19 protein-coding genes, 2 pseudogenes and 1 riboswitch are annotated in these 20,465 nt (G+C 30.9%); of the genes and pseudogenes, 12 read left to right on the top strand and 9 right to left on the bottom strand.

Annotation, left to right across the window (positions count from 1 at the left end; all coding sequences use genetic code 11):
• Positions 1 to 184: 184 nt before the first annotated feature.
• Both C1715_RS04180 and C1715_RS04185 read left to right on the top strand, forming a co-directional pair.
• Entirely contained in the window at positions 185 to 1,489 is a 1,305-nt protein-coding gene (locus tag C1715_RS04180; RefSeq protein ID WP_102399393.1) for a putative DNA modification/repair radical SAM protein, read from the top strand.
• Positions 1,490 to 1,554: 65 nt separating this feature from the next.
• Positions 1,555 to 2,310, top strand: coding sequence for a TIGR03915 family putative DNA repair protein (locus C1715_RS04185; RefSeq protein WP_102399394.1), 756 nt, complete (start codon positions 1,555 to 1,557; stop codon positions 2,308 to 2,310).
• A 154-nt stretch (positions 2,311 to 2,464) separates the two neighbouring features.
• Here C1715_RS04185 and C1715_RS04190 read toward each other — a convergent pair whose 3' ends face one another.
• Entirely contained in the window at positions 2,465 to 3,382 is a 918-nt protein-coding gene (locus C1715_RS04190; RefSeq protein WP_102399395.1) for a DMT family transporter, read from the bottom strand.
• A gap of 497 nt (positions 3,383 to 3,879) precedes the next feature.
• On the opposite strand from C1715_RS04190, the gene C1715_RS04195 reads away from it, so the two are divergent.
• Positions 3,880 to 4,593, top strand: coding sequence for an adenosylcobinamide amidohydrolase (locus C1715_RS04195; RefSeq protein ID WP_102399396.1), 714 nt, complete (start codon positions 3,880 to 3,882; stop codon positions 4,591 to 4,593).
• A 64-nt stretch (positions 4,594 to 4,657) separates the two neighbouring features.
• On the opposite strand, the gene C1715_RS04200 is transcribed toward C1715_RS04195, so the two are convergent.
• From C1715_RS04200 to C1715_RS04210, 3 genes are read right to left on the bottom strand one after another with little or no spacing between them, the layout of a single operon-like run.
• Positions 4,658 to 5,230 carry a manganese catalase family protein gene (locus C1715_RS04200; protein ID WP_035292852.1) on the bottom strand — a complete coding sequence of 191 codons (573 nt, stop codon included), beginning with the start codon at positions 5,228 to 5,230 and terminating at the stop codon, positions 4,658 to 4,660.
• 12 nt (positions 5,231 to 5,242) lie between these two features.
• Positions 5,243 to 5,518 carry a spore coat protein CotJB gene (locus C1715_RS04205; RefSeq protein WP_035292851.1) on the bottom strand — a complete coding sequence of 92 codons (276 nt, stop codon included), beginning with the start codon at positions 5,516 to 5,518 and terminating at the stop codon, positions 5,243 to 5,245.
• An 11-nt stretch (positions 5,519 to 5,529) separates the two neighbouring features.
• Complete coding sequence (locus C1715_RS04210; protein WP_035292850.1) at positions 5,530 to 5,733, bottom strand: spore coat associated protein CotJA; 204 nt, start codon at positions 5,731 to 5,733, stop codon at positions 5,530 to 5,532.
• Between the two features lie 294 nt (positions 5,734 to 6,027).
• Positions 6,028 to 6,141, top strand: a riboswitch (FMN riboswitch).
• A gap of 339 nt (positions 6,142 to 6,480) precedes the next feature.
• On the opposite strand from C1715_RS04210, the gene ribD reads away from it, so the two are divergent.
• The 4 genes from ribD to ribH all read left to right on the top strand — a co-directional run bounded on the left by ribD (position 6,481) and on the right by ribH (position 10,491).
• Positions 6,481 to 7,587, top strand: a complete 1,107-nt coding sequence (gene ribD, locus C1715_RS04215) for a bifunctional diaminohydroxyphosphoribosylaminopyrimidine deaminase/5-amino-6-(5-phosphoribosylamino)uracil reductase RibD (RefSeq protein WP_051931776.1) — start codon at positions 6,481 to 6,483, stop codon at positions 7,585 to 7,587.
• Between the two features lie 138 nt (positions 7,588 to 7,725).
• Entirely contained in the window at positions 7,726 to 8,376 is a 651-nt protein-coding gene (gene ribE / locus C1715_RS04220; RefSeq protein ID WP_035292849.1) for a riboflavin synthase, read from the top strand.
• Between the two features lie 87 nt (positions 8,377 to 8,463).
• Entirely contained in the window at positions 8,464 to 9,663 is a 1,200-nt protein-coding gene (locus C1715_RS04225; RefSeq protein WP_035292848.1) for a bifunctional 3,4-dihydroxy-2-butanone-4-phosphate synthase/GTP cyclohydrolase II, read from the top strand.
• 336 nt (positions 9,664 to 9,999) lie between these two features.
• Positions 10,000 to 10,491 (top strand): 6,7-dimethyl-8-ribityllumazine synthase, encoded by a 492-nt coding sequence (ribH, locus tag C1715_RS04230; protein ID WP_035292846.1) that lies wholly within the window; start codon positions 10,000 to 10,002, stop codon positions 10,489 to 10,491.
• 528 nt (positions 10,492 to 11,019) lie between these two features.
• Here the strand turns inward: ribH and C1715_RS04235 are convergent.
• Positions 11,020 to 12,315, bottom strand: a complete 1,296-nt coding sequence (locus C1715_RS04235) for an IS110 family RNA-guided transposase (RefSeq protein ID WP_102399397.1) — start codon at positions 12,313 to 12,315, stop codon at positions 11,020 to 11,022.
• A 405-nt stretch (positions 12,316 to 12,720) separates the two neighbouring features.
• Here C1715_RS04235 and C1715_RS04240 point away from each other — a divergent pair, with 405 nt between their 5' ends.
• From C1715_RS04240 to C1715_RS04255, 4 genes are all read left to right on the top strand, one after another.
• Positions 12,721 to 13,122, top strand: a complete 402-nt coding sequence (locus C1715_RS04240) for a hypothetical protein (RefSeq protein ID WP_035292845.1) — start codon at positions 12,721 to 12,723, stop codon at positions 13,120 to 13,122.
• Positions 13,123 to 13,266: 144 nt separating this feature from the next.
• Positions 13,267 to 14,613: a [Fe-Fe] hydrogenase large subunit C-terminal domain-containing protein gene (locus tag C1715_RS04245; protein WP_035292843.1), complete on the top strand. Its 1,347-nt coding sequence runs from the start codon at positions 13,267 to 13,269 to the stop codon at positions 14,611 to 14,613.
• Between the two features lie 258 nt (positions 14,614 to 14,871).
• A complete protein-coding gene (locus C1715_RS04250) occupies positions 14,872 to 15,846 on the top strand; it encodes an IS91 family transposase (protein ID WP_035292841.1) in 975 nt (324 codons plus the stop codon).
• A gap of 105 nt (positions 15,847 to 15,951) precedes the next feature.
• Positions 15,952 to 16,131 (top strand): hypothetical protein, encoded by a 180-nt coding sequence (locus C1715_RS04255; RefSeq protein ID WP_051931774.1) that lies wholly within the window; start codon positions 15,952 to 15,954, stop codon positions 16,129 to 16,131.
• Positions 16,132 to 16,382: 251 nt separating this feature from the next.
• Here C1715_RS04255 and C1715_RS04260 read toward each other — a convergent pair.
• The 4 genes and pseudogenes from C1715_RS04260 to C1715_RS20270 all read right to left on the bottom strand — a co-directional run.
• A pseudogene (locus C1715_RS04260) lies at positions 16,383 to 17,465 on the bottom strand (IS256 family transposase).
• Between the two features lie 44 nt (positions 17,466 to 17,509).
• Positions 17,510 to 17,767 (bottom strand): IS66 family transposase zinc-finger binding domain-containing protein, encoded by a 258-nt coding sequence (locus tag C1715_RS19710; protein WP_341457738.1) that lies wholly within the window; start codon positions 17,765 to 17,767, stop codon positions 17,510 to 17,512.
• A gap of 18 nt (positions 17,768 to 17,785) precedes the next feature.
• A complete protein-coding gene (locus C1715_RS19715; protein ID WP_051931773.1) occupies positions 17,786 to 18,058 on the bottom strand; it encodes a DUF6444 domain-containing protein in 273 nt (90 codons plus the stop codon).
• A gap of 335 nt (positions 18,059 to 18,393) precedes the next feature.
• Positions 18,394 to 18,548: pseudogene (locus C1715_RS20270) on the bottom strand (IS982 family transposase); the annotation flags it as partial.
• A 354-nt stretch (positions 18,549 to 18,902) separates the two neighbouring features.
• On the opposite strand from C1715_RS20270, the gene C1715_RS19260 reads away from it, so the two are divergent.
• Positions 18,903 to 19,079, top strand: a complete 177-nt coding sequence (locus C1715_RS19260; RefSeq protein WP_180963986.1) for a hypothetical protein — start codon at positions 18,903 to 18,905, stop codon at positions 19,077 to 19,079.
• Positions 19,080 to 20,465: the final 1,386 nt, after the last annotated feature.

Below are 20,465 nucleotides of genomic sequence, written 5' to 3' on the forward strand. Positions count from 1 at the left end.
TGTTAATTCTTTTCATGTACCATAACTAAAGAATTTCATAATTATATGGGAAATCTCCACTTTTTAAAAGGGAGTTTTTTTATTTGCCTATTTACATTAGAACATATGTTTGATATCATATAGTTATAAGTTAAATGTGAAATTTTAACAAAGTATACAGTATTAATTGTGTGAGGTGTTTTATATGGATGTGTTTGAAAAGCTTAATATATTATCTGCTGCGGCCAAATATGATGTATCTTGTTCGTCTAGTGGCAGCAATAGAAAGAATAAAAAAGGTGGCATTGGAAATGCCAGTTACAGTGGCATATGTCATAGTTTTACGCCGGATGGCAGATGCATTTCTCTTTTAAAAATACTTCTTACAAATTATTGCTCATACGACTGTGCGTATTGTATAAATAGGGCTTCAAATGATGTACCAAGAGCAGCTTTTACTCCAGAAGAGATAGTAGATTTGACACTTAATTTTTATAAAAGAAATTATATAGAGGGGTTGTTTTTAAGTTCTGCGGTATATAAGAATGCCAATTACACTATGGAGCTTTTAATAAAGGTAGTAGAATCTCTTAGGAATGCTCATAATTTTAATGGATATATTCACTTAAAGGCTATACCTGGAGCAGATGAGGCTTTAATAAGAAGGGCAGGTATGTTTGCAGATAGGATGAGTGTAAATATTGAATTGCCCTCCAGTGAAAGCCTAAAACTTTTGGCACCTCAAAAAAATAAAGAAAAAATTTTAAAGCCTATGAGTCTTATAAAAAGCAATATTGCAATTATTGAACATGAGAAAAAAATTTACAAAAGAACACCTAATTTTGTTCCAGCAGGTCAAAGTAGTCAACTTATAATTGGGGCCACGCCAGAAAGTGATTTTCAAATAATGAAGTTATCAGAGGGATTATATAAAAATTTTGACTTGAAAAGAGTATACTATTCTGCATATATACCTGTGGGAAATGGCAAGAAAATAGCTAAGGTAGATACTCCGCCAACTTTGAGAGAACATAGGCTATATCAAGCAGATTGGCTTTTAAGATTTTATGGTTTTTCTGCAAAAGAGCTTTTAGATGATAAAAAGCCAAATTTTGATTTACAACTAGATCCTAAAACAGATTGGGCGTTAAGACATCTAGAATTATTTCCAATGGAAATTAATAAAGCTTCAAGGGAGATGCTTTTGAGAATTCCAGGTGTTGGGGTCAGGTCTGTAAATAGAATATTGTCTATAAGACGGGTTCATTCTATAAAAGTTGCGGATTTAAAGAAAATAGGTGTAGTTTTAAAAAGGGCAAAATATTTTATAACATGTGAAGGAAAATATTGTGGAACTTGTAGCTTTAAAGAGGAGAGTATAAGACAAAATATAATTATTCCTAAGAAAAGTGGAGATAGTGGAAAGTATTATCAGATTTCATTTTTTGATAGATTATTACCGGATAATAGTATGATAAATGACTATAGTAAAATAACCGGTCAGCTATAGATTGAAAACTATAGAGGGAACTGTTTACTACTTACTTTTAAAAGGGTTGTATTGGAGGGCGTTTTATGGTTTGTTATGTATATGACGGAAGTTTCATGGGGTTACTTACGGCAATATATGAAGCTTATTATAGAAGAGAAAGGCTGGAAGAAATATTTGCTGAGGATGAATTTAAGCCCAGTTTTTTCTATGAACCTGTGTATATAAATAATGAAAAGGAAAAATATTTAAAAGTCTATAATGCCATAGAAAAAAAGATATCTAAAGATGCTCTACGCATTATATATTATGTTTTTTTGTCAGAGGTAGAAGGTACATCTACCTTGATTTACAGATATATAAAAATGGGCTTTAAAATAGGAAAAGATGTGGATTTACATTTGCATAATGAAGTGGTCATAAGCATGCATAGAATGTGTAAAAAGGTTATGGATGAGAAACATAGAATGCTTGGGTTTTTAAGATTTAGGCAGCTTAGAAATGGTGCATATTATGCTGCTATGGAACCAGATCATAATATACTTCAGCTTATAACTCCTCATTTTGCAAAAAGACTTTCAGGTGAACAATTTATGATACATGACAGAAAAAGAGAGATAGTCTCCTTATATAAAGATGAAAAATGGGTAATAGCCCCTTTGTCTATAGAACAGGGAGACAACATCTTAAAGTGCACAGGTGACAGTGTTTACGAAAATCTTTGGAAGCAATATTTTAAAAGTGCTAATATTGAAAATAGAAGAAACTTAAGACTTCAAAAGAGAAGCATGCCTAAAAGGTATTGGAAATATATAATTGAGACAGAAGATAGTTTGCTATAAAGGAAGAGTTGCGTATAAGAAAAAAAGTCATGCATAAATTAGGAGAAAGTCTCCTTTTAATGCATGACTTTTTTATGATATCTTATAGAATTCTTACGAAAACTTTTGTTGTTTATCTCGGTAGTAGTTAACATATTTCTTTTAAAGAAACAAATTATTTTTTATTTATTAAATATATTCCTAAAGAAACCAATACAACAGCTAAAATTACATTTGAGCTGGAGAAGCTTTCTTTAAGAAAGAAGTAGGATAAAAATACTCCAAATAGTGGAATTGAAAATTTATAAACAGAAACTTTTCCTACGCCATTATATTTTAATAATAATGACCAAATGGAGAAGGCCGCTGCAGATATAAATGCCATGTATAAAAGCAGAATACTTCCAACAGGAGTAAAGGTTATGTTATGGGAAACCCCTGAAAGTCCTACTAAAATAAGAGCAATAGAGCCTGTAAATAACTGATAACCGGAAACAGCAAAAGGTGGTATATCATTTGCTAATTTTTTTGTGTAGACTCCTGCAAAGGCTCCAAATAAACTGGAGATTAAAACAAAGCCTTCTCCAGAGAATTTAAATCCACCAGAAAAGCCACCGCTTTTAGAGTTTACAATAATAACCCCTAAAAAGCCTAAAATTACACCAAGTATTTTCTTCCAGGTCATTTTATCTTCTGTATAGAAAAAGTGTGCAATAACTACACTAAAAAATGTATTTGAGGAAGCTATTATGGAACCTTTTACTCCAGTGGTATTAGAAAGTCCGATATAAAAGAAAATATACTGAATAAAGGTTTGAATTATACCTAGTAGTATTAATCTATAAAAATTTTTTTTGCTAACTTTTATAGAGTATTTAGATATAAAGCAAAATAAAAAAATCATAAGTGATGCTAGAAAAAATCTATATCCTGCAAATAGAATCTTACTATAGGTGTCATCTTTAGCTATGTGAAAAAGCTTATAGCCAATTTTTATGGAAGGAAAGGCACTTCCCCATAAGAAGCAGGCTATTAAAGCAAGTCCCATTACTACAAATGTATTGGTTAATAAATTGTCCTTTGTTTTTCTCAAAAAAATCTCTCCTTTTTGTTAAATATACAGATACATTATAGCAGATATAAATAGTAATACCTATAGGGGTATAATTGTAAAAAAGGTTATTTATATTACTTGAGCTTACCTCTTACTTAAATAATAAATTCCCATTTAATGCGTAGCTTAATACAGTTAAACTTCAATTCGTAATTTGAAACTCAGCCCAAAATTTTTTAACGAAATAATACGGTTTTAGGGTGTTATTACAATCAATATTTATCCAAAAGCCTATGTAGATTTAATGTATAAATTGTATATTACGAATTGAAGCGGTTAAAGTATAAACTTTACGCCTATATTAATAGAGAGTTATAATATTAACTATATAAATAAACTTACTGTATAAATAGATTTTAGTAATACCAGTTAATAATTACAGAGGATTAATGTAGTATCTAAATTATAGATTCATATAAGTTAACAATAAATTTTATATGTGAAATATAAAATTGCACATAGATAGGGGGATAAAGATGTGTATTAATATAAAAAAGCGCATGGAAAATTTAAATTTAGAGGTAACGGATGATTATGTACATATAAAATTTCCATCATCAGTAGAGATTTTAAGTTCAGCAGTTTTAAATGGTGGACATACTTATGCTGACGGAATACTTAATTTAAGAGTACCTAAAAATGAAAGCCATGAGGGGGGAGAGTTTTTACCACCAGAAGTAACTATAGAAAGATATATAGAAGAGCATGATTGGAGTGGTAAGCATGTAGGTATGATGACTGCGGCTAAAATGGAATCCTTTGCAGAGTATTTTATAGAAAAAGATGATGTTCAGATTCAATGTTTTGTAACATTAGGACTTTCTAATGCTAGAAGAGCTGGTGATAAGGCTGATTGGCCGCATTTTGATGAAACAGCGTTAAAGTCAGGGACTATAAATATAATATTTGGAACCAATGCAAGTTTAACAAAGGAAGCTATGGTGGAGTGTATTATGATGATAACAGAAGCAAAGGCAGCTGCTATGCAAGATTTAATTGTAATAAGTCCTGTAAGTGATAAAATAGCCACTGGTACAGGCACTGATTCAGTGGTTGTATTTAACGGACAAGGCCGAAAAATAAGATATTGTGGTAAGCATGTTTTATTTGGAGAGATGCTAGCTACAGCAGTTTATAATGCCATTAATGCATCTGTAGATAAGTTGATGAAGATATATTTTGATGTTTAATAACCCCAAAAGGTTGCTGGCTATACCAACAACCTTTATTAACGTTACTACATATATTATAGACCTAAAAGAATTTTTTACTATCTATATAGTCATATACATCTACTAGTGCTTCACCAAATCTTTGATAGTGTACGATTTCTCTTGCCCATAGGAATTTAAGAACATCTTTTACATCTTGGTCATCTGTAAGGTCTATAAGATGCTCATATGTTGCACGAGCTTTTTGTTCTGCAGCCATGTCTTCATGTATATCTGTTACAGGATCACCTAGTGCTTGAATATAGGCAGCAGTCCAAGGTACTCCACTAGCATCTGATGGGAACAAAGCATTGTCATGTTGTGCATAATGTGCACCTAAGCCAGCTTCCCTTAATTCATCTGGAGTTGCATCTTTAGTTAATTGATATATCATAGCACAAATTATTTCTACGTGAGCTAGTTCTTCTGTACCTATATCTGTTAACAAACCTTTAGTCTTTCCTGTTGGCATGGTGTATCGCTGATTTAAATATCTTATAGCAGCGCTTAATTCTCCATCCGGTCCCCCATATTGGGTTACAAGAAATTTAGCCATTTTTAAATCTTTAGATTTTATTTTAACAGGATATTCTAATTTTTTTTCATATATCCACATACGACAACCCCCTTATTCCCCTATTTCCCATGGCCATGGTTCTTCTACCCATTTCCAAGAAGGAGTACTTTTGGCATAACCAAAGTTGGTTAATGGACCGTATTTTACTTCATAGGCTTCTTTCATATCCATCAACATATCTGTAGTCATATTATAGTCATTTAGAGCTCTTTGATTGTTAGGATGATTATCTAAATATAAATTTAATTCTACAGCTGCAAATTCTAATTCTTTAATTTTTTTCATCATTTTACTGCGGTCATTGTCGTCATAGCACATTTTAGCCATTATAACTCCTCCTATTCCTTAGATTTTATTGGGTAAGGTATATAAAGATTAGGGAATAAAGTTCCCTTTTTTAGGGCTTCATCCAATGGAAACAAAGAAATATAAGGTTGATCAGGTATAAAAGCTCTAGTTAGCCTTATTTTTTTCATATTAGCATAAGGATTAACCATTGGATTAGGCATATAGTCCATACATGGATTGAATGATTGATACATATTCCTCCACCTCAGTTATTATTTACAATATATACTATTCATATATAGGTATATGTGTTAACAGTTTATAATTCAACCCGTAAAATCTCGTTCATACCCTTGTAATCGAGGATGAAAGGGCTTTACGTTATGGAGGTTCAATGACCTTGTATAGTAGATATAATACCGTTGTAAGTAAAGTATATAGAGGTAGAAAAATAGTGTACAAAGGAAAAAACATGCATGTAAAAAGTTAACGTAAAATACATTGACATGAAAAAACAGCAGTGTTATACTTTATTTAAATTAATATGGTGAAACCTTCAGGGCGGGGCGAAATTCCCCACCGGCGGTAAAGTCCGCGAGTCTTTTGACTGACTTGGTGAAATTCCAAGACCGACAGTATAGTCTGGATGGGAGAAGGAAAGATATGCTTTATAGCTTTATATAGCATCTCTTTAATTGAATTTATTTAGCGTGATTATGGACCCTGGAGATATATTATCTTCAGGGTTTTTGTGTTAATGGTGAAATTTATTGTTTTGAGCTTTTATAAAGGCAGGGAGGATAAAATTCATAAATACTCCATAGTGTACCTTTTGTGGTTTAATAAACTGATTAAATTTCACATTTCAAATAAAGTTTAGTGTAGTTTTACTAAAACTTTAAGTTTTAAACGCTGTAATAGTTTACAAATCTTGAATACCACTTCTCCTAGTGGAAACATCCCTTTGATTTTACCAATAGTGTTTTAAAAGAGGTGATTTTTTGAAAATAGAATATATGAGAAGAGCCATTGAACTTTCAAAAAAGGGTGCTGGATATACAAATCCAAATCCTTTAGTGGGAGCAGTGATAGTGAAGGAAGGCAAAATTATAGGTGAGGGCTATCATGAATTTTATGGAGGACCACATGCTGAGGTAAATGCCTTTAAAAACTGTCAGGAAGACCCTAAAGGTGCAGATATGTACGTTACCTTGGAACCTTGTTCGCACTATGGAAAGACACCACCCTGTGCAAATGAAATTGTAAAAAGTGGTATAAAAAAAGTAATTATAGGTATGAAGGACCCTAATGAATTGGTATGTGGAAGGGGAATAGACATATTAAAAAAGGCTGGAATAGAAGTTGAAGTGGGGGTATTAGAGGAAAAAATAAGAAAGGTAAATGAGATATTTATAAAATATATAACTACTAGAATGCCCTTTTGCATAATGAAAACTGCCATGACTTTAGATGGAAAAATAGCCTGTAAAACAGGAGATTCCCAGTGGATTTCAAATGAAATATCTAGAGAGTATGTTCACGAATTAAGGCATAGAGTATCAGCTGTAATGGTGGGCATAGGCACTGTACTTGCGGATAATCCTTCTTTAACTACTAGATTAAATAATGGTAGTGGTAAGGATGCTATGAGAGTAGTAGTAGATAGCCATGGAAGAATACCATTAGATTCTAAAGTGATTAATGTAAGTTCTACTGCTAAAACTGTGGTGGCTGTGGGGCAAGAGGTAGAGGATAAAAAGTTAATGGCTTTAGCCCAAAAGGGGGTTCAAGTTATAAAAACTCCTGGAAAGGATGGAAAAGTAGATCTTAAATATTTAATGAATAAACTAGGGGAAATGGGAGTTGACAGTGTGCTTTTAGAAGGGGGAGGTACTTTAAACTACAGTGCTTTAAGGGAAGGGATTGTAGATAAGCTTATGTGTTTCATAGCTCCTAAAATAATAGGAGGGACAGATGCAAAAACTCCTGTAGAAGGTGATGGAGTAGAGTTTATGAAAGAGTGTATTGAGTTAGGAAAGATAGAGGTTAAAAATATTTCAGGAGATATTTTAATAGAGGCACTAGTTAATAATAAGCTAGGGAACTGATAGATGAATATGATGGTGAATAAATGAAAAATACCTAGCATAGATAGAGTAACTTTATCTAAAATAAATGAACTAATAACTATTACATAAAATATAGTGGCTTTCATGTAATTATGTTAGGGGAGGGGTGAATAGCTGTTGTTTACAGGAATAATAGAAGAAATTGGCCAGGTAGAGAACATAAAAAAGGGAGAGAAATCCGCTTCTATAAGGATTAAAAGCAAAAGGATTTTAGGAGATGTAAAGATAGGGGATAGTATAAGCACTAATGGAGTTTGTCTTACGGTAACAGAATTTAACAAGGAGAGTTTTTCTGTAGATGTAATGCCTGAAACCATTAGAAGAACTAATCTAAAGTATCTTAATAATGGTACAAAAGTAAATTTGGAAAGAGCTTTAAAAGTAGGGGATAGATTTGGAGGACATATGGTCAGTGGGCACATAGATGGTACTGGAGTTATAAAGGAATTTGTAAGTGAGGATAATGCTCTGTGGATAAGCATAGGAGCATCTAAAGAGATACTAAAGTATGTGATAACAAAAGGGTCCGTAGCCCTAGATGGTATAAGTTTAACTGTGGCTTATGTGGATGAGGATATATTTAAGGTTTCTATAATTCCACACACTAAAGAACAAACCACTCTTTCAAATAAAAAGGTTGGAGAGAAAATTAACATAGAATGTGATTTAGTGGGAAAATATATGGAAAAGTTCATGAATTTTAATAAGGTTGTGGATAAGAAGAGGGACATTAGTTTAGATTTTCTTAAAGAAAATGGATTTTATTAAAAGGTTACACTTTAAAATTAATAGTAAAAATAAATATCAACTAGTAACTATTAATTATTAACTATTAACTACGAAGGGGTGTTATAAATGTTTAAATTCAATACTATTGAGGAAGCTATAGAAGACATAAAAGAAGGAAAAATGGTGGTAGTAGTAGATGACGAGAATAGGGAAAATGAAGGGGATCTACTTATGGCTGCAGACAAGGTCACAGGAGAAAGTATAAACTTTATGGCCAAATACGGCAGAGGGCTTATATGTGTGCCTATGTTAAGGGAGAGACTTAAAGAGCTTAAGATAACTCCAATGGTTCAGAATAACACAGACCCTAAAGAGACAGCTTTTACTGTGTCTGTGGATTTTAAGAGAGCATCTACAGGAATTTCTGCCTATGAAAGAGCGGAAACTATAAAAAAGTTAGTAGATATAGGTGCAACACCAGAGGATTTTAATAAACCAGGGCATATATTTCCTTTGGCCTATAAAGAAGGGGGCGTATTAAAAAGAGCAGGACACACAGAGGCGGCAGTGGATATGGCAAAGTTAGCTGGGTTTTCTTCTGCAGGAGTTATATGTGAAATAATGAATGAAGATGGAACCATGGCTAGAGTTCCTCAGCTTATGGAATATGTAAAGAAGCATAATTTAAAGATAATAACCATAGCTGATTTAATAGCCTATAGGAGAAAACATGAGTGCCTAGTGGAAAAGGTAGCTGAAGGGGACATGCCTACTAAATATGGAGACTTTAAAATAATAGGTTATGTAAATAAATTAAATGGGGAACATCATGTGGCCTTAGTTAAAGGTGATATTAAAGGTGACGAACCGATACTTGTAAGGGTTCACTCTGAATGTCTTACAGGAGATGCCTTTGGCTCCTTAAGATGTGATTGTGGAGAGCAACTGGCAGCTTCCATGATAAACATAGAAAGAGAAGGGAAGGGAGTGCTTCTATATATGCGTCAAGAGGGAAGAGGCATAGGACTTATAAATAAAATAAAAGCTTACCAGCTTCAAGATCAGGGAATGGACACTGTAGAGGCAAATCTAGCATTGGGTTTTCCAGAGGATTTAAGAGATTATGGCATAGGAGCTCAGATACTTTCACATTTAGGAATAAAGAAAGTAAGACTTATGACTAACAATCCTAAAAAAATATCAGGTATAAAAGGATATGGAATAGAAATTGTTGAGAGAGTATCTATTGACATGGGGCACAATGAAATGAATGAGTTTTATTTAAAGACTAAAAAAGAAAAGATGGGACATTATCTGGACTTTTAGATTTTGGTACAAAAGGTATAGTAAGGCACATTCAAACAAATAATAAGTCAGTATGCTAGTCTATTTTGCGTCATACTGCGTCAGCAGAACCCACTGATAGTCCTACTAGCGGCGGAACCTGCTTCCTTGTCTGACACAAAATATACTAGCATCTTTGACTTGTTATTTCTTTTCATGTACCTAAAATGAAATTTCTATATTTATTGATATTTATAATTTAACTAAGAAGCCTTACTTTAGTGTCATTAGCGTCAGTAAGTGATGAGAAAGGCTACATTATCAATTAAGGAAAAGGGTGGATAGTGTAGAAAAATTAAATAATTGGAGGAAATAATAATGAAGGTATATGAAGGAAAATTAATAGCAGAAGGTTTGAAATTCGGTATAGTTGTTGGAAGATTTAACGAGTTTATAGGAAGCAAACTTTTAGCAGGGGCAGTAGATGCTTTAAAAAGACATGGAGCACAGGAGGAAGATGTAGAAGTGGCTTGGGTTCCAGGAGCATTTGAAATACCTCTAATAGCAAAGAAAATGGCTAAATCAAATAAATATAATGCAGTTATATGTCTTGGGGCTGTTATTAGAGGAACCACATCTCATTATGACTATGTTTGCAGTGAGGTTTCCAAGGGTATAGCTAATGTTTCTTTAGATACAGAAGTACCTGTAATATTTGGTGTTTTAACTACTGAAAGTATTGAGCAGGCTATAGAAAGAGCGGGAACTAAAGCAGGGAATAAAGGCTATGATGCTGGGGTAACAGCTATTGAAATGGCTAATTTATTAAATGATTATCCCACAATAAGGTACAATGTAGTGGAATTATGAAATTTCTCCTCCATGACTTGCATAAGAGCTCGGAACAATAAATTTAATTTAAGAAATTCTAATCTTTTAGCCATATAAAATTATCTAACGCTCACATTCAGCGTCCTGCCTCAGGTTCGCTAGCCTGGCGTCCTTGCCAGGCTTACGATAATTTTATCTGTCTAAAAGAAGAATTTCTAAAATTAAATTTAAACAGTTCCTTTGCTTCTTATGCAAGTCATTCCAGAGAAATTTCATAATTCAGGTAATATAATGCTTTTTGTGGGATAATCATTAAATGAATATATATAATAAATAGAAAATAATAACTTTAATTATTTAATATGGTAAAATATTGTGTTATAATATAATTATATTAAGTATTTAGGGGGTAAAATATGAGAAGTAAAGCTAAATGTGTATTAATTTTAGACCAGCTAGTAAAAGTCAATAGGTTTTTATAAAAAATTTTATTTCTAAAAATAGGTATCACAAAAAATCCATTGAAAAACACGAACAATGGAAAGTGATTCCTAATTGTTTTAGCCGTTAGGCTGTTTGTTTTGATTTGTTGTTTAGGTACATTTTTGAATGTATCTTGGGGTCACGTAGTTCATACTCTTTTTGATTTTTAAGAACAGAGAATATGTAGTTAATTAGCTTATGCATTATTGCAACTAAGCCTACTTTTTTCTTTTTATCTTTCATATTCTCATTATAGAAATTTAGTAGAACTCTATTTATAGGTTCACCATTTCTATTCTTACGTATGGATGTTAACGCGACAGCGTATAAGGCCCTACGGCCTATTCTGGTACCTCGTTTAGACATGGCATTTCTGTCACTGTTAAACTTACCAGATTGGCTAACAGAAGGATCTAATCCAAAATAAGCAACTAAGTGCTTAGGCTTAACAAAACCTTTAATATTGCCGATTTCACTCATTATTGTGATGGCAGTTAGTTCTCCAACACCTGGTATTGAGTAAAGTAATTGTACATTTTTCTTAAATTCATCAGAGATCCTAGTGCTACGCATTAATAGATGAATCTCTGTTAATAGATTTCCAATTTGGATTTCTAGTGATTCTATTACTGCGATAGTATTAATTATTTTTACAAATAGACTTGGTGATTTAAGACCAATGTAAGCAGCTTCGTCAGCAGCATCATATAGCTTTTTATAAATTTTTTCACTATGTGTTAGTCCTTTTCTAGAATTGGTTGAAATGAGGTTGATAAGTTCATCTCTATTAGCACTTAAAACTGCTTCAGGACTAGAATACGTTTTTAGTATAGCTATTGATGTTTTGCCAGTAATGTCTGAAAAGACAGAGCTATAACTAGGAAATATAACTCTTAAATCAGCAGAAAGCTTTTTCTTAAATGTAGATTTACTATCAGTAAATTTATAGTAATCTCTACAAAGAGACTTTAAAGTGTAAATTTCAACATCAAAATCAGAAGAATATTTAACATTTTGAAATTTACCTATAGTAGCAATGGTTAATGCATCTTTTTTATCATTTTTCACTTTTCTTATGTCACCATTCTTGTTACAATTAGTAATGAGTGGATTAAGGATACATACTTCAAATGTATCTTTAAGAAAGTGGAAAAGAGTAAGATGGTATACACCAGTAGATTCCATGAAAATTGCCGTTTTCATGTTAAACTCTTCTTCCGCTTTTTTTATTTGATCTACTAGGTAATCAAAACCATTTCTATTATGTATAATCTTAAAAGGCTTTCTATAAATTTCACCGTCAGGTGATAGTATAGCAACTACCGAAAAGTCTGCTGATACATCAATTCCAACTGTTGGTCTATAAAAAAATTTACTCATATATATTATCTCCTTTATTTTGAGATAGAATAGATATTCCATTTCTATCAGTGATTCTATAACCTTGTTTGTGACACGGATAATTCCTAAAAGGAAACCCAACCAGCTAAACATAGAGTTCTCACTGATGGAATGATACGCTAATTCACGGGTATAAATGACTCCATAGAGTCATTCCCAGGGGGAGTCCATCTATCTTCTATTCAGGAGATATTATATCAAAATATTTAACTGTATAGGTTTCAATTTAGATTTAATAGAAAACTTAATTTAGGTATGAAATGAACGCCCTATCGGGCAAAATAATTAGAACAATAATAAAAAAGATTTGTTGTAATATTCGTTAGAATAATAGATAGTTTTCTATTGAATGTTATGACTATATTATACAAGGGGTATTAATATATGAAAAGTGAAATTAAATATAAGTCCTTAGTGATCTTAATAATAGTCATACCAATTTTATTTGTATCATATATTCTCTACGGCATATTTGGACCCCAAAAAATCTCGGAAACAATTACAGGTTCCGTAGTACTTATAGAAAAAGATAATAAGGAAGAGCATGAAGTTATGAAAAAAAGAAAAAGTCCTTATTCTTATAAAGAAAAAGATGGAGAAAATTATTATATAATTATAAATTCAATAGAGAGCAATTCTTACAAAAAATGTTTGGTTAGTTGCACAAAGGAGCAATTTCAAAAGTTAAGAGTAGGAGAAAATTATTATTACCACGTGAAATATGCAAGGGGTGATGAAACAAAGGGAAATTTACAAGAAGCAACTACCTATAATCCAGTTCAATAGTAAATTTAAAATCAGCCTATTTAAGGGCTGATTTTTTAGTATAATAAAAGTGTACAAGGGAATAATTTAAAATATATTGTAGAATTAAAAAAGGGGGGGGGAAATAGGCTAGTGATGTTTTTAAAAACTCACTACATATAATTTATGAAAGAGAAATACAAGGATTTATTTAAAAGAATTTTATGGGCAAAAGAAGAAGGTAATTTTAAAAGGGAAGTAGGGAATATATTAAAGGAGTACGGAGATGAAAAAAAGGAACTTTCTAAAGTAATATCATCCTTATGTGGTGTTACGGTAGAGTACATTGATGATGAAAGTTTTATAAATTCACTGGAAAGTGCCATGAAGGGATATGAAAGAGAAGCTAAAATAGTGCACAAAATTGGAGAGTGCACTATGGAGTGTGCAGATGAGGAAGGAAAAACTCTATGTCAAAAAGCATGCCCTTTTAATGCAATATTAAATGAAGAAAATAAAATATACATAAATGAAGATTTATGCACAGATTGCGGTAGATGCGTTACAGCTTGTGAAAATGGTGGATATTTAGATAGAATAGAATTCATGCCTTTAGTAGATATTCTTAAATCAGATGTACCAGTGATAGCAGCAGTGGCACCGGCTATAGCAGGTCAGTTTGGAAAAGATGTTTCTTTAGAAAAAATGAGAACTGCTTTTAAAAAGGTTGGCTTTTTAGACATGGTGGAAGTGGCATTTTTCGCAGATATGTTAACTTTAAAAGAAGCTATTGAGTTTGATGCTCATGTAAAAAGTGAAAAGGATATAATGATAACTTCTTGCTGCTGTCCTATGTGGGTAGGAATGCTTAAAAGGGTTTATAAAGATTTAGTAAAGGATGTTTCACCTTCAGTTTCTCCAATGATTGCAGCGGGAAGAGTTTTGAAGAAATTAAATCCAAATTGTAAAGTGGTGTTTGTAGGGCCATGTATTGCTAAAAAAGCTGAAGCTAAAAATGAAGACATAAAAGGAGCCATAGATTTTGTTTTAACCTTTGAAGAGGTTAAAGGAATATTTGAGGTTTTGGATATAAATCCTAGTGATATGGAAGAGGATTTCACCAGTGAATATGCATCTAGAGAAGGAAGACTATATGCGAGAACTGGTGGAGTTTCTATAGCTGTAAGTGAAGCCATAGAGACTCTATTCCCAGAAAGAAAAGGAAAAGTAAAGACAGCTCAAGCTCACGGAGTTAAGGAGTGCAAGGAAATACTTGATAAAGCAGTAAAAGGAGAAATAGATGCCAACTTCATAGAAGGTATGGGATGTATAGGCGGTTGTGTAGGAGGACCTAAAGCTTTAATTCCAGCAGAAGAAGGCAAGAAAATAGTAGATGAAACTGCTGAAAATTCAAAGGTAAGGGTATCCTTAAATAACGAGTGTATGAATGAAGTCTTAAAGCTTATAGGAATTGACGGAGTAGAGGACTTTAAGAATAAAGAGAAAATACAGATTTTTGAAAGAGAGTTTTAAGCATAAATTGGAGAACGCCCATAAATTTGTGTAAAATAGAATAGACATGATAAAAAATATTTGGAAATTATTACTGGAATTTAGTTCCAGTAATAATTTTATTTTTTCTTAGGAATTTAAAAAAATTGACTAAAAAAAAGAGCCCGTTAGGGCCTGAAAAATCAGAGAGTAGATGTTTGAGGAAAATATTACAAGTTATATTTTGGAAACGTATTTTTGGTATAATTATTTGTAAAAACTAGAATAGGATTGATATAAATGCGTGGAGTAATAAAACAAATATTTATTGATAATTGGGAAAAATTCCGTGAAATAAATAAAGGCAAAATCAGAGCTAACATAGATAGAGAAGTTTACAAAATGATTAACTGTGGGTCGCTAGACAATGGGTTTATTGAATTTAAGTGTGAGAGTTGTGGAGAAATTAAGAGAGTTGGTTTCAGATGTAAAAGCAGATTTTGTACGTCTTGTGGCAAGAAAAAATCTGAAGAATGGTCAGATGAAATGGTGGCGAGGCTCATTAACTCAAAACATAGACATATGGTATTCACCATCCCAGAAGAGTTAAGAATATACTTTGCCCGTGATAGAAAATTACTATCTTTATTGCCGCAATGTTCATCTAAAGCAATTGTGAGTTGGTTTAAAGATTTAAATAAAAAAGAATGTTTTACTCCAGGAATAATATCAGTTATTCATACTTTTGGTAGAGATTTAAAGTGGAATCCCCATGTATATTTGATTGTTACCGAAGGTGGGGCAGGTGAAATTACAGCTTGGAAAAATATCAAGCATATAAACTATACAGCATTAAGAAAAAGATGGCAGAAAATATTGTTAGATGAGATAGGAAATAACATTAAGAGTGACAGAAAGAAGTTTAAAAAATTAAAAAATGAACTGTATAAAAAATTTAAAAATGGATTTTATGTATATGGAAAAGGAAAAATAAAAACAGCAAAGGAAGAAGGAAGATATGTTGGAAGATATACTGCAAGGCCAGCAATAGCTGAATCAAGAATAATGCTTACATTTGGTGTGAATCCTTTAAGATGTGAGAAGTGTGAAGCACAAATGAAATTTCATGATATATATTATAAAAATAAAAGAGTAAGAGAAAAATTTAGAGAAAAAATAATGGATGAAAATGAGAGAAAAATAGAAGAGTTAATGTACAGTTATGGTGTTATTAAAGGTATAATTCGTGATAAAATAGAGCCATTATATATATAAATGGGGGTTATTGATATGGCAAGAAATATTAAGAAAGTAAAAGATAAATAAAGAGCAAAATACAAAGCAAAAATAAAAGAAAAACAAATTAAGGAGAAGGATATTTTGTATATATGTACAGAATGTGGGATAAAAGAATATATACCAAGAGATGTGGTTGAAATGTTTGATGAAATAGATGATGAAAATATAATAGAGCCACCTACATTTAGTTGTGAAAAATGTGGAGCTATAATGAGACCCCAAAAATATGAAGGTGTTCATGGGATAACATATGAATTTTAAAGATAAAAACATTAATATGTTACCGCATAAAAAGTATATATAAATTTGATAATAAAAAATATAATAAAGCAGCCTAGTTAAAGAGTTTTGCCAAAAGAAGTTGAGCGAAGCGAAATAACGCGGCAATAGCCACTTTTTTATTTTAGGTTATTACTAAAAATATGAAGTATAGCTTTATCTTGTTATTATTATTTGTATAATTTTTATTATTATGCATATATATATAAATTAGTACAAGCTTAAAATTTATTTTACATATATTGTTCAAGTCTATCCTTATGCATTATATTAAGTTGAGTTAAGATCCAACACCAATTTTGACGTGGAGAAGTCCACTTAAGCATAATCTGCTCAGTAGCTAGATATAGAGCTTTCATTAAGGAGTCATCTGTAGGAAAAACAGTTCTTATTTTAGTGAATTTTCTAAGCTGCCTGTTAAAGCCTTCTAATGCATTAGTTGTATATATTATTTTTCGAATTTCTGGTGCAAAGTTAAAATAAGTAGATAAATTATCCCAATTATTGTTCCATGACTGTATAACTATGGGATATTTATCACCCCAAGTAGCTTCTAATGATTGCAACGCTTGAGTTGCCATAGTTTCATTAACTGCTTGATATACAGTTTTTAAATCTTTCATAAAAGCTCTCATGTCCTTTGAAGCTATATATTTTATAGAATTTCTTATTTGGTGTATTATACAACTTTGTATATTGACCTCTGGAAAAACAGTTTTAATAGCTTCTGGAAGCCCTTTAAGTCCATCCATACATGCTATTAATATATCCTTAACTCCTCTGTTTTTAAGGTCATTGCAAACTGATAATCAAAACTTTGCTCCCTCTTGTTCACCAACCCATATACCAAGAATATCTTTATACCCTTTCATATTAAGTGCCATGCATATATAGGCCGCTTTACTAACAATTCTATGTTCATCTCTAACTTTAAAATGAATATCATCCACAGACATACCTCTTGCATATAAGCCTATAACTTTCTTATCAAGTTCGTTGCATACTGTTTCATATTTTCTAACAATCTTTGGTTCAAACTCTGCATTTCTATCTCTTGGTACAGATACATCCACTTCACCAAAACTGGTTTTAATTTTCTTAGGGCTATATCCATTTCTATAATTTTTTTCTTCTTGGATCTGTCTTTCATACCTCTCTCTTCCCAAATGTTCTTCCATTTCAGCCTCTAAGAATTGTTGAATTATACCTCCAAATAATCTTTGCATTAAACCATTCTTGTCTACTAGGTCCTCCATACTTTTACACTTCTTTAATTCTTTATTCAAATTAATATCAGGTATTTCTAATGGGTTCATTTTTTTCTCTCCTTTTACAAATTATTTTGTAGTTATTATTTCCATTAATGTAAGCTATACATACATAAAAAAGAACATCCGTAGATTTGTTTACACAAATCTATGGATGTTCCCCTTTTACAATGAGGACATATTTTAACTTCTGCTCTATGCTCTACAATTTTAACTTTGATATCTGGTACATCTATAATTTGACGAACAATATATCTTTCGGGAGAGACATTTTTTAGGGATGCTCCGCATTCAGTACAGTGTTTTACAGTATGAATTTCAATTTCACCAGGAGTATCATTTAGCCACAGTGTTGTTCCTTCATGATCTTATTGACCACCAGGTTTTTTACCTGATTTTGTTCTTAAACTTTTAGTTTTCTTTTTGAAACCATCTGACGATGGAGGGTTACTGCTGTTATTACTAGTTTTATTGACTTGATTTTCTAATAATTTTACACGCTCGGTTAGAGCCTTGTTATCTTTTGAAAGTGTTTCCACTTGAGAATTTAGTGTTTTAATTTGGTTTGATAATTCCTTAATAACACTTATAACTCGAGATATACCTTGATTATAAATTTCAATAATTTTGCCTTCGCTCACTACGTGCCACCACTTATCATTAGTTTTTGCAAGACATGTTTTATGATATCAAAAAACAATGATAAATAGAAGGGGCATTTTTAATAAAATAATAATAACATGGAATTTAAGTTATTTTAATAGCTGAATAGTTATTTTTTTCTAATTCTGTTGTAATATATTCTTGATTATTTAGCATAGCCATTTTCTCCTTTTCTATAAGTTGTTTTGGAAACTCAACTTATTTTAAGGGTTGGCTATGTTTTTTCTATGCTTTTTTATTGGTAATTTTACCTGTGATATTTAATTTTAATCTTAGGTGTCTATGTTTCCTTTTTTACTGTCCGCAGGTCAGCGCTCATTATTGGATCATTACTGTTTATTCCATTTTTAATGTATGCTGGAATTACTTCTTGGTAAATATCATTAACAATGACAAATATGACAGTTATAAAGTCTTTTAGATCTTCTATAGCTGTGATATAGAATCAGTTTTGAAAAGCTCTAGCATATATGTTTCCCCCTATCATTAAGAGTGGTCGTGCTTTTCTAATGATACGATAACATGTTTCGCTATGGTTTTTATATTTGTAAATAATACAGTGCATTTAACTAGCACAACAAGTTAATTTAAAAAAGAAGTATGGCTCGGCTCATATATAACTTTCTAGTGTAAGTTTTTAAAATTTAGAAAACTACATTTTTTATATGTTATTTGAATAATACTAGTATGTTACATAAGATATTTTAAATTGATATAATGTAAAATATTTAGAGTTTATGAACTAAAAGGAGGAAAATGTAAAAATATGTAGAAATGTTATTATGATGAATTAATATTTTAATAAAAGGAGATGTTGGTTATATGAAGATAATTCAACCTGCTAAATTAAAGCTAAAGAAAAAAATTAATAAGGATAATGGAGAGGTCACAGTAATGAGTTCTCAATGTGATATTTTAGAATTTGGATGTGGGCAAACCTGTCCAATACAAGGGTGTCCAGGAAAATGGGGATTTATAAGTGCCTGTAAATGTTTTTAATTTTTACACTATATAAATTACCAGTAGATAGTCAGTTGTTCTAAAAAGTATGTTTTAAGGAGCACCTTATTTTCAAATTATTATATATCTGATAGTAAGGTGCTAATACTAAATTTAGGAATATTAAAAATAAAGTTATAATTTTTATAAGTATGAAACTTTTATGCTGACTTGAAATATTTTATATAAATATGACCTCTATATATTTTAAAAGTCTTTTTAAAACATTTTAAATTTTTATTCTATTAAAGGCAGGTATTGTATGTATTCATAATTAAAGTTATTTTTATTATCGGTAAAATAAATTTTAAATAGGTTTACTCAGTTTAAGATTAAGTTATATTTAGTGGTTTTTCCAATATATGAGTATTACATAGGGTATGCGACATTAAGCTTATTTTTAGAAATGCTTAAATTTATTATTATTATATTTGGATATTTTCCCGATATAGTTGTAGTTTAGTATTTCATTAAAAGATAGCTATATTTTTACTTATGGAATGGTGATGTATCTTAATTTTTAAAAATCGACAATAAAAGTAAATTGAAATTTTTTAGATGCATAAATAATTAAAATTAATAGATTAATTATGAAAAGTTAGCTATTACAATAAGAAATTTACAAATTTAGACACTAGCCGGTTTAATTTCATATTTGATTTTAAATTTAGGCATGACAAAAAATATTTAAATAGTATATTTTTAAGTTATTAGATTACTAATAGTCCATTAGATTTTTTAATGTTATTAAATTTCAATCTACCTACTTCACAAGATGATAAATTATTTAAAGAAGAGGCGTATAATGAAAAATAGGCATAAATATAAGGATATTAGTTATGCAATCATAATAAATTTGAATTCTAATATGTTTATAACCAGGAAGTTCATTGCATGATGACAGTCATTAGAAATTTATAGATTTACTAATAACTAGGTTTTACTATTGTTTAATACTGAATAAAATTGATAACTATTTCTGGAGGAAGTTAGATAATAAAAATGCGGTAATGATTTATTACTAACCCAATATAATGTTTTTTATCTTTTGTAAAAATTATAATTTCATCAACATGCTACTTGTAGTAGCAAATAAATTTATAGATAAAAGCACATTATCATGTATTTTTTAAATATTGAGTAAATTTTTTGATGTAAGATGCAATTGTAATATAGAATGTTTTAGTATTTACTGTGATTTCTAAATATTCGGAAATTACTTTTTTGAAGAGTAATATGAAAATATAAGGTTAAAGCATTGAGTATAAAAAGAATAGGATATCTGATACTTTAAAGTTGTTTTATTCTAGATTAGGCGATGAGATTAAGGAATTATATCTTAAGACGCTTTAGCTTGAATAATTATATGATTAATATGGATATTTA

This window comes from Haloimpatiens massiliensis (assembly GCF_900184255.1).
GTDB lineage: Bacteria > Bacillota > Clostridia > Clostridiales > Clostridiaceae > Haloimpatiens > Haloimpatiens massiliensis.

What these genes read in the sequence shown, in the direction of transcription:
- C1715_RS04180 (WP_102399393.1), top strand. Translation starts at nt 185, where the DNA reads ATGGATGTGTTTGAAAAGCTTAATATATTATCTGCTGCGGCCAAATAT.
- C1715_RS04205 (WP_035292851.1), bottom strand. Translation starts at nt 5,518, where the DNA reads ATGGCTAAAATGTGCTATGACGACAATGACCGCAGTAAAATGATGAAA.
- C1715_RS04185 (WP_102399394.1), top strand. Translation starts at nt 1,555, where the DNA reads ATGGTTTGTTATGTATATGACGGAAGTTTCATGGGGTTACTTACGGCA.
- C1715_RS04245 (WP_035292843.1), top strand. Translation starts at nt 13,267, where the DNA reads ATGAAAGAGAAATACAAGGATTTATTTAAAAGAATTTTATGGGCAAAA.
- C1715_RS04250 (WP_035292841.1), top strand. Translation starts at nt 14,872, where the DNA reads ATGCGTGGAGTAATAAAACAAATATTTATTGATAATTGGGAAAAATTC.
- C1715_RS04225 (WP_035292848.1), top strand. Translation starts at nt 8,464, where the DNA reads ATGTTTAAATTCAATACTATTGAGGAAGCTATAGAAGACATAAAAGAA.
- C1715_RS04200 (WP_035292852.1), bottom strand. Translation starts at nt 5,230, where the DNA reads ATGTGGATATATGAAAAAAAATTAGAATATCCTGTTAAAATAAAATCT.
- C1715_RS19260 (WP_180963986.1), top strand. Translation starts at nt 18,903, where the DNA reads ATGAAGATAATTCAACCTGCTAAATTAAAGCTAAAGAAAAAAATTAAT.
- ribH (WP_035292846.1), top strand. Translation starts at nt 10,000, where the DNA reads ATGAAGGTATATGAAGGAAAATTAATAGCAGAAGGTTTGAAATTCGGT.
- C1715_RS04195 (WP_102399396.1), top strand. Translation starts at nt 3,880, where the DNA reads ATGTGTATTAATATAAAAAAGCGCATGGAAAATTTAAATTTAGAGGTA.
- C1715_RS04210 (WP_035292850.1), bottom strand. Translation starts at nt 5,733, where the DNA reads ATGTATCAATCATTCAATCCATGTATGGACTATATGCCTAATCCAATG.
- C1715_RS04240 (WP_035292845.1), top strand. Translation starts at nt 12,721, where the DNA reads ATGAAAAGTGAAATTAAATATAAGTCCTTAGTGATCTTAATAATAGTC.
- C1715_RS04235 (WP_102399397.1), bottom strand. Translation starts at nt 12,315, where the DNA reads ATGAGTAAATTTTTTTATAGACCAACAGTTGGAATTGATGTATCAGCA.